Source organism: Streptomyces sp. NPDC040610, from assembly GCF_055594065.1.
In genome coordinates, this window is sequence record NZ_JBVIXA010000009.1 from 148575 (window position 1) to 162057 (window position 13483).

The 13483-nt window shown below is 73.2% G+C and carries 9 protein-coding genes; 2 read left to right on the top strand and 7 right to left on the bottom strand.

The window, feature by feature from the left end; translation table 11 throughout:
* Nucleotides 1-55 precede the first annotated feature (55 nt).
* On the top strand, nt 56-481 hold the full coding sequence (locus ACZ6AA_RS28475) for an ATP-binding protein (protein ID WP_385708733.1): 426 nt from the start codon (nt 56-58) through the stop codon (nt 479-481).
* 18 nt (nt 482-499) lie between these two features.
* On the opposite strand, the gene argF is transcribed toward ACZ6AA_RS28475, so the two are convergent.
* The 6 genes from argF to ACZ6AA_RS28505 all read right to left on the bottom strand — a co-directional run bounded on the left by argF (nt 500) and on the right by ACZ6AA_RS28505 (nt 11083).
* Entirely contained in the window at nt 500-1510 is a 1011-nt protein-coding gene (argF, locus tag ACZ6AA_RS28480) for an ornithine carbamoyltransferase (RefSeq protein ID WP_471460716.1), read from the bottom strand.
* A 121-nt stretch (nt 1511-1631) separates the two neighbouring features.
* Complete coding sequence (locus ACZ6AA_RS28485; protein WP_468456064.1) at nt 1632-2858, bottom strand: arginine deiminase; 1227 nt, start codon at nt 2856-2858, stop codon at nt 1632-1634.
* Nucleotides 2859-2960: 102 nt separating this feature from the next.
* Nucleotides 2961-5612: a polynucleotide kinase-phosphatase gene (locus ACZ6AA_RS28490; protein WP_471460717.1), complete on the bottom strand. Its 2652-nt coding sequence runs from the start codon at nt 5610-5612 to the stop codon at nt 2961-2963.
* Nucleotides 5609-7150, bottom strand: a complete 1542-nt coding sequence (locus ACZ6AA_RS28495; RefSeq protein WP_471460718.1) for a 3' terminal RNA ribose 2'-O-methyltransferase Hen1 — start codon at nt 7148-7150, stop codon at nt 5609-5611. Before ACZ6AA_RS28495 ends, ACZ6AA_RS28490 begins: the two co-directional genes overlap by 4 nt.
* 370 nt (nt 7151-7520) lie before the next feature.
* Complete coding sequence (locus tag ACZ6AA_RS28500) at nt 7521-8525, bottom strand: 2-dehydropantoate 2-reductase (RefSeq protein ID WP_468456070.1); 1005 nt, start codon at nt 8523-8525, stop codon at nt 7521-7523.
* Between the two features lie 239 nt (nt 8526-8764).
* Nucleotides 8765-11083, bottom strand: a complete 2319-nt coding sequence (locus ACZ6AA_RS28505; RefSeq protein WP_468481146.1) for an MMPL family transporter — start codon at nt 11081-11083, stop codon at nt 8765-8767.
* A 346-nt stretch (nt 11084-11429) separates the two neighbouring features.
* On the opposite strand from ACZ6AA_RS28505, the gene ACZ6AA_RS28510 reads away from it, so the two are divergent.
* Nucleotides 11430-12662: a sensor histidine kinase gene (locus tag ACZ6AA_RS28510; RefSeq protein ID WP_471460719.1), complete on the top strand. Its 1233-nt coding sequence runs from the start codon at nt 11430-11432 to the stop codon at nt 12660-12662.
* Between the two features lie 11 nt (nt 12663-12673).
* Here ACZ6AA_RS28510 and ACZ6AA_RS28515 read toward each other — a convergent pair whose 3' ends face one another.
* A complete protein-coding gene (locus ACZ6AA_RS28515; protein WP_468456076.1) occupies nt 12674-13348 on the bottom strand; it encodes a response regulator in 675 nt (224 codons plus the stop codon).
* Nucleotides 13349-13483: the final 135 nt, after the last annotated feature.

Here is a 13483-nt window from a genome sequence, read left to right on the forward strand (position 1 = left end):
CAGGACCGCACAGGACCCCCTGCTCGGGACCACCTGCTCGCCGAACGGACCCGCCTTGCCCGAACCGCACGCCCCCGCCTCCTGGCGCATCGGACTGCCGCACACCACGGCAGCCGTTCCGATCGCGCGCGCCCTGGTCCGCACGGCCCTCGTCGACATCGGCTCCACCGCGGACACCGACACCGCGGAGCTGCTGACCGCCGAGCTGGTCGCCAACGCCGTGGAGCACGCCCCGGGGCACGACCCGATAGAGCTGGTCATCGAGCTGCTGCCGACCAGCTGCCAGGTCGAGGTGCGCGACTCCAGCCCGATCCCGCCGGGCGACCTCACCGACCCGTCGCCGGACGACGAGCCCGATCCCTGGCAGGAGCACGGCCGCGGCCTGCTCCTCATCCGCACGCTCAGCTCGTCCTGCGGCCACCGGCCCACGGAGTCCGGCAAGGCCGTGTGGTTCACACTGCGGGCACCGGCCGACCACTAGGTCCTGGCACCGGCCGACTCAGGCGAGCGTCGCCACCAGGACCGCCTTGATCGTGTGCATCCGGTTCTCCGCCTCGTCGAAGACGACGGAGTGCGCCGATTCGAAGACCTCGTCCGTGACCTCCAGCGAGTCGCGCCCGTGCCGATCGGCCACCTCGCGCCCGACCTGCGTGGCCAGGTCGTGGAAGGCGGGCAGGCAGTGCAGGAACTTCACGTCGGCGTTGCCGGTGGCGCGCAGGACGTCCATCGTGACCGCGTACGGAGCGAGGGCGGTGATGCGCTCGTCCCAGACCTCGGCGGGCTCCCCCATCGACACCCATACGTCGGTGGCGACGAAGTCGGCGCCCGCGACGCCCTCGGTGACGTCCTCGGTGAGAGCGATCCGCGCGCCGGTGGACGCGGCGAGCTCCCGCGCGCGGGCGACGACGTCCGCCGCGGGCCAGTACGCCCGGGGCGCCACGATCCGGACGTCCATGCCGAGCAGGGCGCCGGTGACCAGGTAGGAGTTGCCCATGTTCAGGCGGGCGTCGCCGAGGTAGGCAAGGGTGATCCGGTCCAGCGGCTTGGCGCAGTGCTCGGTCATCGTCAGGACGTCGGCGAGCATCTGCGTGGGGTGCCAGGCGTCGGTCAGGCCGTTGTAGACGGGCACGCCCGCGTGTGCGGCGAGGGTCTCGACGGTCTCCTGGGCATCGCCGCGGAACTGGATGGCGTCGAACATCCGACCGAGGACACGGGCAGTGTCCTTGACGGACTCCTTCTTGCCGATGTGCGCCCCGGAGGGGTCGATGTACGTCGTGGCGGCGCCCTGGTCGGCGGCGGCCACCTCGAAGGAGCAGCGGGTCCTGGTGGACGCCTTCTCGAAGATCAGCGCGATGTTCCTGCCGGTCAGGCGCCGGGTCTCGGTGCCCGCACGCTTGGCGGCCTTCAACTCCGCGGCCAGGGCGAGCAGGCCGCGGAACTCGTCGGCGGTGAAGTCCAGCTCCTTGAGGAAGTGGCGGCCGGTGAGGTCGGTCGTGGCTGTCGTCGCCATGGGGCGCTCCTGGGGTACGCGTGCGTCGAGGCGGGCAGGGAACCTTTGAAAGTCTATACGATCTTTCACATTTATATGCAGGCCCCCGCGCCCGCCCCGCCCCGCTCGCTCCAGGGTGCCCCTAGCGGACCGGATCCCGCTCGATCGGACAGCTCATGCAGCGCGGCCCGCCCCGACCCCGGCCCAGCTCGCTGCCGGGGATCTCTATCACCTCGATGCCCTGCTTGCGCAGATACGTGTTGGTGGTCGCGTTCCGCTCGTACGCCACGACGACGCCCGGCTCGACCGCGAGCACGTTGCAGCCGTCGTCCCACTGCTCACGCTCGGCGGCGTGCACGTCCTGGGTGGCCGTGAGGACCCGGATGCCGCCGAGGCCGAGCGAGGCGGCGATGGCGCGGTGCATGTGCTCCGGCGGGTGGTCGGTGACCTTCAACTCGCGCTCGTCGACGCCCGGCTCGATGGTGTACGAGCGGAGCATGCCGAGGCCCGCGTACTGCGTGAACGTATCGCCGTCGACCATCGTCATGACCGTGTCCAGGTGCATGAAGGCGCGGCGCTTGGGCATGTCCAGGGCCACGATCGAGGTCGCGGAACCGGCGGCGAACAGCTTGTGCGCGAGCATCTCGACGGCTTGCGGCTTGGTGCGCTCGCTCATGCCGATGAGCACGGCGCCGTTGCCGAGGACCAGGACGTCGCCGCCCTCGATGGTGGACGGGTAGTCGGACTGGCCCTGCGACCAGAGGTGGAAGCCCTGGTTGTGGAAGAGCGGGTGGTGCTGGTAGATCGCCTCGAAGTGGACCGTCTCGCGCTGCCGGGCGGGCCAGCGCATCGCGTTGATGGACACGCCGTCGTAGATCCAGGCGGAGGTGTCGCGGGTGAACAGGTGGTTGGGCAGCGGGCCGAGCAGGAAGTCGTCCATGTCCATGCAGTGGAAGCGCACGGACGTCGGCTCCGGGTGCCGCTCCAGGTACTCCCGCTTGGTCATGCCGCCGATCAGGAACTCGGCGAGCTCCGCGGACGGCAGCGACTCGAAGCTCGCCCGCAGGTGGTCGGTGGCGAGCGGGCCGTACTCCTTCTCGTCGAAGACGCGGTCCAGGACGAGCAGCCGCGCGGCCGGCACGTCCAGCGCCTCGGTGAGCAGATCACCGAAGAGGTGGACCGTCACTCCCCGGTCGCGCAGCACGTCGGCGAAGCCGTCGTGTTCTTGTCTTGCCCGCCGCACCCACAGCACGTCGTCGAACAGCAACGCGTCCTTGTTGGTCGGCGTGAGGCGCTTCAGCTCCAGGTCCGGGCGGTGCAGGATCACGCTGCGCAGGCGCCCGGCCTCGGAGTCGACATGGAATCCCATGTCCCCATCCTCACCCCACCGGGGCCGCGTCACGCGCCCGACGGCGCGTTTTGGACGTCCCGCCAGGCAGGACACGGACGCCCAAAACGCGCCATACACACCTCAGAGCCGCGGATCCACGGGTTCCGATTCCAGTGCGAGCACGGCGAACACCGCCTCGTGGACCCGCCACAGCGGCTCGCCCTCCGCGAGCCGGTCGAGCGCCTCCAGGCCGAGCGCGTACTCCCGGATCGCCAGGGAGCGCTTGTGGCCGAGCGTGCGGCCGCGCAGCTTCTCCAGGTTCTCCGGCCGGGTGTACTCCGGGCCGTAGACGATCCGCAGGTACTCCCGGCCCCGGCACTTGATGCCGGGCTGCACCAGGCGCCCCTTGCCGTCGCGCACCAGCGCGCCGACCGGCTTGACGACCATGCCCTCGCCGCCGCGCCCGGTCATCTCCAGCCACCAGTCGACGCCCGCGCGCACCGACTCCGCGTCGCCGGTGTCGACGTACAGGCGCCGCGTGGTGCGCAGCAGCCCCGTGGTGTCGTGCTCCACCATCCGGTCGATCAGGGCCAGTTGCCGGTCGTGGGGCAGTGCGGCGAGGCTGCGGCCCTGGACGGCGAGGATCTGGAACGGCGCGAGCCGCACGCCGTCCAGGCCGTCCGTCGGCCAGCAGTAACGGCGGTAGGCGTCGGTGAACGCGGTCGCGTCCGCGGCGCGTTCGCGCTGCTTGCCGAGCAGGCCCTGGACGTCCACACCGCGGGCGACGGCCGCCTCAAGAGCGGCGAGCGCACCGGGGAAGACCGCGCCGGACGCGGCGCCCACGGCCGCGTACTGCGTGCGCAGCAGCCCCGACGCCTTCAGCGACCACGGCATCAGCTCCGCGTCGAGCAGCAGCCAGTCCGTCTCCAGCTCCGCCCAGAGCCCGGCCGCGTCGGCGGCGTCCCGCACCCGGCCGAGCACCTGCTCCGTGCGGTCGGGGTCGCCGAGGAACGGGCGGCCGGTACGGGTGACGAGGGCGCCCGTCGGCCCTCCCCCACTGCCGGAAACGGCGTGGGAGGTACCCACTCCGCCGAACCGCTCGCGCGCCACGTCCGCGTCCCGGCACACCAGGACCACCGCGCGGGAGCCCATGTGCTTCTCCTCGCACACGACCCGGGCGACTCCGTCGGCCGCGTACTGCGCGAACGCGTCCTCCGGGTGCTCCAGATAGCCGTCCCGCCGGGAGGTGGCCGAGGGCGCCATCGTCGGCGGCAGGTACGGGAGCAGGCGCGGGTCGACGGCGAAGCGGCTCATCACTTCGAGCGCGGCGGCGGCGTTCTCCTCGCGCACGGTGACGCGCCCGGCGTACCGGGTCTCCACGGCCCGGCGGCCGTGGACGTCACCGAGGTCGAGCGGGCGGCCGTCGTGGCCGCCGGGGGCGTCGGTGCGCAGCGGCCGCGTCGGCTCGTACCAGACCCGCTCCGCGGGGACGTCGACCAGCTCGCGCTCCGGCCAGCGCAGCGCGGTGAGCTTGCCGCCGAACACCGCGCCGGTGTCCAGGCAGATGGTGTTGTTCAGCCAGGTCGCCGTCGGCACCGGGGTGTGGCCGTAGACCACGGCCGCCTTGCCGCGGTAGTCCTCCGCCCACGGGTAGCGCACGGGCAGGCCGAACTCGTCGGTCTCGCCGGTGGTGTCGCCGTAGAGGGCGTGCGAGCGCACCCGGCCCGAGGTGCGGCCGTGGTACTTCTCCGGCAGGCCCGCGTGGCACACCACGAGGCGGCCGCCGTCGAGGACGTAGTGGCTGACGAGGCCGTCCACGAACTCCCGCACCCGGGCCCGGAAGTCCGGGTCCTTCGCGTCCTCCGCCTCCAGCTGCGCGATGGTCTCGGCGAGACCGTGGGTGTGCTGGACGCCGCGGCCCTTCAGATAGCGGCCGAGCTTGTTCTCGTGGTTGCCCGGTACGCACAGGGCGGTGCCGTCGGCGACCATGCCCATGACGCGGCGCAGCACGCCGGGGCTGTCCGGGCCGCGGTCGACGAGGTCGCCGACGAACACGGCGGTGCGGCCGTCGGGGTGCGCCCCGTCGACGTAACCGAGCCTGCCGAGCAGCGTCTCCAGCTCGCTCGCGCAGCCGTGGATGTCGCCGATGATGTCGAAAGGACCGGTGAGGTGCGTGAGGTCGTTGAAGCGCCGCTCGGTGACGACCTCGGCGCCCTCGACCTCCGCGACGCCCCGCAGGACGTGCACCTTGCGGAAGCCCTCGCGCTCCAAGTGCTTGAGCGAGCGCCGCAGTTCGCGCTGGTGGCGCTGGATGACCCGGCGCGGCATCCCGGCCCGGTCGGCCCGCGCGGCGTTCCGCTCGGCGCAGACCTCCTCGGGCACGTCGAGGACCACGGCGATGGGCAGCACGTCGTGCCGCCTGGCCAGCTCGACCAGCTGCTTGCGGCTGTCGGACTGCACGCTCGTCGCGTCGACGACGGTACGGCGCCCGGCGGCGAGCCGCTTGCCCGCGATGTAGTGCAGGACGTCGAAGGCGTCGCCGTTCGCGCCCTGGTCGTTCTCGTCGTCGGCGACGAGCCCCCGGCAGAAGTCGCTGGACAGCACTTCGGTCGGCTTGAAGTGCCGCCGCGCGAAGGTGGACTTGCCCGCGCCGGAGGCACCGATGAGGACGACGAGGGAGAGGTCGGTGATGGGGAGGCGGCGGCCGCCGGGGGTGGTGGTGCTGGTGCCGGTGGTACTGCTGGAGCTGTTGGTGCTTGTGCCGGTGGTGTTGTCGGTGCTGTTGCCGGTCATGCTGCCTTCGCCTCCTTCGAGTGCTGGGTGTTACGGGTGTTCCGGTCGTTCTGGGGCTGGGTCTGGGGCTGGGTCTGGGGCTGGGTCTGGGTGAACACCGCCATCTGGGTCGGCGGTCCCACCTCGGGGTCGTCGGGGCCGACGGGCACGAACGCGACGGTGTAACCGTGCTGGTGGGCGACCCTCTCGGCCCAGGCCCGGAACTCCGCGCGGGTCCACTCGAAGCGGTGGTCGCCGTGCCGGGCGTGACCGGCGGGGAGGGACTCCCAGCGGACGTTGTACTCGACGTTCGGCGTGGTCACGAGCGCGGTGCGGGGGCGCGCCGAGCCGAACACCGCGTACTCGAGGGCGGAGAGCCGCTCCGGGTCGACGTGCTCCACGACCTCGCAGAGCACCGCCGCGTCGTACCCCTTGAGGCGCTTGTCGGTGTACGCGAGCGAGCCCTGGAGGAGCGTCACGCGCTCCGCCTGGCGCTCGCCCATGCGGTCCAGCTTCAGCCGCCGGGACGCGACGGTCAGCGCGCGCATCGACACGTCGACGCCCACGATCTCCGTGTACCGGGTGTCCTTGAGCAGCGCCTTGATCAACTCGCCCTGGCCGCAGCCGAGGTCGAGGACACGGGCGGCGCCCGCCGCGCCGAGGGCGGCGAGGATCGCGTCCCTGCGCTGCTCGGCGAGCGGCGCGGGCCTGTCCTCCGCGTCCGGCCCCTCGTCGGCGGCGACGGCGTTGTCGATCTCCTCGACGGCCGTGTCGTCGGCGTCGGCGAGCCGCGCCAGTTCGAGCCGCTCCATGGCCGCGCGCGTCAGCGACCAGCGCCGCGCCAGATAGCGGTTGGTGATCAGCTTCTGCTCGGGGTGGCCGGCGAGCCAGCCCTCCCCCGCGCGCAGCAGCTTGTCGACCTCGTCGGCCGAGACCCAGTAGTGCTTGGCGTCGTCGAGCACCGGAAGCAGGACGTACAGGTGGCGCAGCGCCTCACTGAGGGTCAGCCTGCCGTCCGGCACGTCCAGTACGAGGCGTACGTAGCGCGAGTCGCCCCACTCCGGGAAGCGCTCGTCCAGCGGCACCGGCTCGGCGCCCACCGTCCAGCCCAGCGGCTCGAACAGCGCCCGGACCAGGCGGGCCCCGCCGCGCGCGGGCAGCGCGGGCACCTCGACGCGCAGCGGAAGGGGCGCCGCCGCCCGCTCGGGCAGGGACTTGCAGACGCCGCGTACGGCACTGGAGAACACCGTGCTCAGGGCGACGGCGAACAGCGAGGAGGCGGCGTACGGGCGGTCGTTCACATACTGCGCGAGGGCCGCGTCCGCGGCGCCGCCCCGGCCCTTCGTGGCACCCCTGACGCGCCGCGCGAGCGCCACCGGGTCCACTTCGAGCAGGAGCGTGGCCGTGCAGCGCTCCGCCGTCGCCTCGGGGTAGAAGACATGCGCCTGCCCGTAGGACGTGGAGAACGCCTGCGCCTTGCCGGGATGCTTGTGCAGCAGGAACCCGAGGTCGGTCGCGGGGCGTTCCGGAGTGCCGGTGGTGCTGATCGTCAAGAACATGGGTATGCCTCGATAGCAATCTGGGCCGTGGACCCGACGGGCCGTGCGAGCCGTAGAACTCGACGGGGCCGTCCGGGCCGTGGTGACGTGCTGGGCTGTCTGGCGCGCGGCGCGTCGGACCGACCGTCGTCGCGTCGGCCGACCGCGCGGGCGCGGAGGGGTGGCAGATCGTGCCCCTGCGGGCCGGGCGCGCGTCTCGCGTCGCCGCCCCGCCTGCTCCTCAACCCCCCGTATCTGTCGCGTGCGCCGCGGCGCGGACCTCTCGCCGCGCACCGCCCTCTTCCCGGCGCACCTGCACAAACGTACAGCGAAGCCCCCGAACGCACGCGTGAATTTCCGTTCCGCCGCCCCTGGTTCGACGTCCCGCGGTTCAGCGTGCCGCGCGCAGCTCGGCGTACAGCTCGGGGCCCGTCCACGTACGCGGCGCGGACTCCGCCTCGTGCACGAGGGCGACCAGGCGCGCGTTCACGGGGGCGCGCAGGCCGTGCGCGGCGGCGAGGTCGACGATCTCGCCCTGCAGGGAATCGACCTCCGTGGGGCGGCCGCCGCGCAGGTCCTCCCACATCGAGGAGCGCGCGTGGGCGTCGGTCCGCAGGGACGCGGCCGCCACCCGCCGGAAGACGGCGTCGGGGAGCCCCAGGACGAACGGGACGGCGCCGGGCGCGATGGGGCCGAGGCGGGCGGGCGCGACCCCGGCGGCACGGTAGGCGGCGAGGGCCTCGCGCTGGCACAGGGCGAGGCAGCCGCGGTAGGCCCGCAGGCCGAGTTGGTCGCGCAGCGGAAGGCCCGACAGGGCGTTGACCGCGTTGTTGAGGTTCATCAGGAGCTTGGAGTGCAGCACTTCGGACATGTCGGTGCGGGCCTCGATGTCCAGGCCCGCCTCCTGGCAGGCGGCGAGGAGCACGTCGTCGGGCTCGGCCATGAGACGGCCCGGCATGCCCTGGTGCACGGTGCCCGGCTCGGACCGCATCACGTTGTACGGCACCATCCCGGCGAGCACGGTGTGGCCGGGGAGCGCGGCGCGCAGGGCGGCGGGGTTGCGCAGCCCGTTCTGGAAGCTCACCACGACGGCGTCCGGGGCGAGATGGGCGGCCAGGCCCGCGGCGGCGGCCTCGGTGTCGGCGCTCTTCACGGTGACCAGCACCTGGTCGGCGCCCGCCGCCGCCTCGGGTCCGGTGGCCAGCGTCAGGCGGTCCGGCGCGAGGTGCACGGGCGGGCGGGTGGAGCTGCTGAGGGTGAGTCCCCGCTCGGCCAGGGTCTCCATGGCGGCGGACCGGCCGATGAAGGTCACGTCGTGCCCGGCGGCGGCGAGACGGCCACCGAGGTGACAGCCGATGCTGCCGGCACCGAGGACGGCGAAGCGGGGCCTGGGCATGGGCGGCTCCTGGGGCGGGGTGAGGCGCGGCGGGGGGCGGCGGCGCGGCGGGCGGACGTCAGGTCGGGCAGGGACAGCCTGGACCAGGGACGCGCGGGGTGACCAGCCCCGGGATGCCGCCGTTCACGCATACGTCGAGCCTCAACCCGCCCCGGCCCGGGGTGGCACCGAGCAGACACCACGCGCCTCGCCCGCCCCGGCGCGGGGGTGGTGCCGAGCCGGGCACCACCCCCCGCCGCTCAGCTCCGTCCGCTGTAGTCGTGGTCGGGCCGGCGGCCCTCCTGCTCCGGCAGCGGCGGCGCGGGCTCGGCGCGCGCCAGCTTCTCGCCCTCGATGTCGACATGGGGCAGGATCCGGTCGAGCCACCCGGGCAGGGACCAGGCCCGCTTGCCGAGGAGGGCGAGGGCGGCGGGCACGATCGTCATGCGGACGACGAACGCGTCGAAGGCGACGGCGACCGCGAGCCCGAAGCCGAGCGCCTTGATCATGGCGTCCTCGGAGCCGACGAACCCGGCGAAGACCGTGATCATGATGAGGGCCGCGACGGTGACGACGGTCGCGCTGTGCCGGAACCCGTCCGCCACCGCCGTCCGCGCGTCGGCGCCGTGAACGTACGCCTCCCGCATCCGGGTCACGAGGAACACCTGGTAGTCCATCGCCAGGCCGAAGACGATGCCGACCATCAGGATGGGCATCAGGCTCATGAGGGGGCCGGTCTGCTCCAGGCCGATCAGGTCCTTCAGCCAGCCCCACTGGAAGACCGCGACGATCGCGCCGAGCGAGGCGAGCACGGACAGCAGGAAGCCGAGGGCGGCCTTCACGGGCACCAGGATCGAACGGAACACCAGGATCAGCACGAGGACCGCGAGCCCGACGACGAGCGCCAGATAGGGCACGATCGCCTTGCTGAACTTGTCGGAGACGTCGATGTTGAGAGCCGTCGTGCCGGTCACCAGGGCGCGGACGCCCGAGTCCGCCCCCATGCGGTCGGCCAGGGAGCGGATGTCGCCGACGAGTTCCTTCGTGGCATCGCTGCCCGGCGCGCTCCGCGGGACGACCGAGATGACGGCGGTGTCGCCCGCCTTGTTGAAGACGGCCGGGGTCACGGCGGCCACGTCGTCCAGGTCCTTGAGGGACGTGCCCAACTTCGCCGCTCCGGTACGGGCGACGGCCGGGTCCTCGTTGTCGACGGTCACCGTGAGCGGCCCGTTGAAGCCGGGGCCGAAGGACTGCGACAGCATGTCGTACGCCTTGCGCTGCGTGGAGGAGGCGGCCTTGGAGCCGTCGTCCGGCAGCCCGAGTTCGAGCCGCGTGGCGGGCAGGGCGATCACTCCGAGGGCGAGCACGGCCAGGACAAGGACCTTCGCGGGCTTGCGGAGGACGTACGCGATCCAGCGCTGGGCCAGGCCGGTCCTTGCGGGCGCTGTCGGGGCGGGGCCGGTGGTGGACCCTGCCGGGGCGGGACTCGTGGCGGACGCCCCGGCAGCACCGGTGCCGGACGAGGCCGCGCGGCCGGGCAGGAACCGGCGGACGAACCGCCCGCGGCCCCTGCCGACCACCCGTTCACCGGCGAAGCCCAGCAGCGCGGGCATCAGCGTGACGGCGACGAGCACGGCGACGGCGACCGCACCGGCGGCGGCCAGGCCCATCGCGGTCAGGATGGACAGGTTCACCACGGCGAGGCCCGCGAGGGCGATCACGACCGTCAGTCCGGCGAAGACGACGGCCGATCCGGCGGTGCCGTTGGCGCGGGCGGCGGCTTCCTCGGCGTCGTACCCGGCGGCGCGTTCGGAGCGGTAGCGGGACACGATGAACAGGGCGTAGTCGATGCCGACGGCGATCCCCAGCATCGTGGCGAGGACCGAGGCGTTGCTGTTGAGCTCGAACGGCCCGCTGAGCGCCGTGATGGCGGTCATGCTCACGGCTACCCCGACCAGCGCGGTCACCAGCGGCAGACCCGCGGCGACCAGGGAGCCGAAGGTGATGAGGAGGATCACGGCGGCCAGGGCGAAGCCGATGGCCTCCGCCGTGTGGCCCTCCTCGGGGGGCCGCAGCGCGTTCCCGGACGCCTCCACCGTCAGCCCCCGGTCGCGGCCCGACTCCAGGGCCTCGTCGAGACCGGTGTGGTCACGGTCCGTCAGGTTCGTGTCCGACACGCTGTACGTGACCTGCGAGTAGGCGGTGGTGCCGTTCGCGCTGACCGCCTTCGCCGCGAAGGGGTCGCTGACCTTGGCGATGTGCGTGGAGGACTTCTTCACCTCGGCCAGGGTCGCCTCGAGCGCCGCTCGGTTGTCGGCGCTGCCGATCTTCTCGCCGCCGGGGGCCCGCAGAACGACGCGGGCGTTGGCGCCGTCGGCGTTGGCGGCAGGGAACTGCTTCTCCAGCAGGTCGTTGGCGCGCTGTGCCTCCGTGCCGGGGAGGGTGACGTTGGACGTCTGCGGGCCGGAGCCGTTGGCGGCGGCGATGCCCACGGCACCCAGGACGAGCGCCCAGAGGAGGACGACCAGCCAGCGTCGCCTGAAGGCGGTCCGGCCGATGCGGTGCAGGAAGGTGGCCATGAGGGGGTGCGATCACTCTCTGTCTGTCGGTGCGAGCAGGAGGGGCCCGGCCACGGGTGCGGATGCTGCCGGGCTCGGCCCAGCCACGGGGTGCGGTCGGGCTCGGCCCGGCCACGGGTGCGGTCGGCCCTGGCCCGGCTGCGGGGTCACAGCGGGCCGCGCGGTGCCCCCGGTCCCGGGACGTGCGGGCGGCGGCCGGGCCCCGGGGGAAGGTCGCCGGCCGCCGTGGTCACCAGGGTTCCGCCCGGCGGGGGCCCGTTCCGTCGGCCGTGCGTACCCTTCGCGCACCGGCCTGTCGGTCATTCGGCCGACACGGGCCTCCGCTTCCGCTCCTACGCTGATCGGCGTGGACTGGAAACTCCCCCTCAACCCGGCCGCCGACGGCAGGCTCCTCAGGATCAGCAGCCTGACCGCGTTCACGCTGATCCTGGTCGGGGACTTCGCCGCCGTGCGCATCGCCGACCCCGATCCGTTCCAGGCGCCGACGGCGTGGCTGCCCGTGGTCGTCACCGGCCCGCTGGTCGGCCTCGCCGTCCTCGGCCTGCCGCACTCGTTCGCCCTGGGCCGACGCGTCATCGGCGCCGTGACGGTCTCCCTAGCCCTGACCGTGTGGACCCTGGTCGACTCCGCCGGCCTCCAGTGGTGGGGAGCCCTGGAGACCTGCGGGCTGCTGTCCCTCACCATCCGGACCACGGCCCACGCCTGGCGTCCGGCGCGCGCGACCGCGGCCACCCTCGCCCTGTGCGTCGCCGTCCTGATGCTGCCGCTGCGCGGCGGCTCCTGGTCCGTCTTCGTCGCGGGCGGCTACATCCTGACCGTGGCCCTGGCGATCTGCGTCGCCACCGGCTGCGCCCTGCGCGCGATGGAGCTCCGCAGGGAACGAGCCGTGCACGACGTGCGCCAGGCCGAACGCCTCGCCCTCGCCCGGGACCTGCACGACCTGATCGCCCACCACATGACGGGCATCATCGTCCAGGCCAACGCCGCCGTGACCATCCAGGGCACCGCGCCCGACCAGGTCGACCCCCTGCTGCGCAACATCGCCCGGTCCGGCACCGAGACGCTGGAGTCGATGCGCCGCCTGGTGGGCGTCCTGCGGGAGGACAACCACGCCGCGCTGCGCCCCGGCGACCTGCTCACCGAGCTGGCCGACCTCGTCTCCGCCCACTGCGCCCACACCGGCGCCGACGACGACACGCCCGCCCGGCTCGACGCCACGGCGGCCGCCCGCACCGCCCGCCTCAGCCCCGAGGTCGAGATCTCCGTGCAGCGGCTGGTCCAGGAAGCCCTCACCAACGTCCGCAGGCACGCCCCCGGCGCCCGCGCGACGGTCCGCCTGGACGCGGACCCGGCCTGGCTACGGGTGACGGTCACCAACACCGCGGCCCCGCACCGGGCCACCGCACCGGCGGGCGGGCGCGGCGGCTTCGGTCTGCTCGGGCTGCGCGAACGCGTCGAGGCCCTGGACGGGACGCTGCGCACCGGCGCGCTCCCCCAGGGCGGCTGGCAGGTCGAGGCCGCCTTTCCGCTGGCGACGTGCGCCGACGACGTCCTCCAGGACCACGGGCCGGGACGCTGACGGGCCGGGCGTCAGCGCGCCGGGTGCGCCACGCCGTGCTCCCAGGCCCACGCCGCGACCTCCACCCGGTTGCGGGCCGCGAGCTTGGCCTGGATCCGCGCCAGATACGTCTTCACCGTCGACAACGACAGGAACAACTCGTCGCAAATCTCCTGATTCGTACGCCCCACCGCGACCAGCCGCACGATGTCCAGCTCCCGCTCGCTGAGCCCGGCGGCCCCCGCGTTCCCGGCCGCCGGGCCCCGCTCCGACTCCTCAAGTCGCCGCAGCAGGCGCACCGTCACCGCCGGTGACACCAGGGCATCCCCACGGGACGCGGCCTGCACCGCCTCCACGAGCAGCCCCGGTGACGCGTCCTTCAGCAGGAACCCGCACGCCCCGTTCCGCAGCCCGGTCCGCACGTAGTCGTCCTGGTCGAAGGTGGTGATCAGCACGACGTTCAGCGGATCGGCCACGCCGGGCCCGGCCAACTGCCGTACCACCTCAAGGCCGTCGAGGCGCGGCATGCGGATGTCGGCGAGCACCACATCCGGGCGCAGCCGACGCGCCATGTCGATGCACTCCACGCCGTCGGCCGCCGCACCGACCACGGTGATGCCCGGCTGCGCCCCGAGAATCAGGCTGAATCCGGTCCGCACCAGCTCCTGATCGTCGGCGATCACCACATTGATCCGTGTCTCGGCCACGATCCGTTCCTACCACGGCGACCCGCGGCCCCAGCCCGCCGCACGCCCCCGCCCCGGCCTCGGCGGGGCCCGGCCCCACCCTTAGAATGATCATGAACGCGCCTCGCCGTGTTCGCACACGTATCGTTCGCCCGA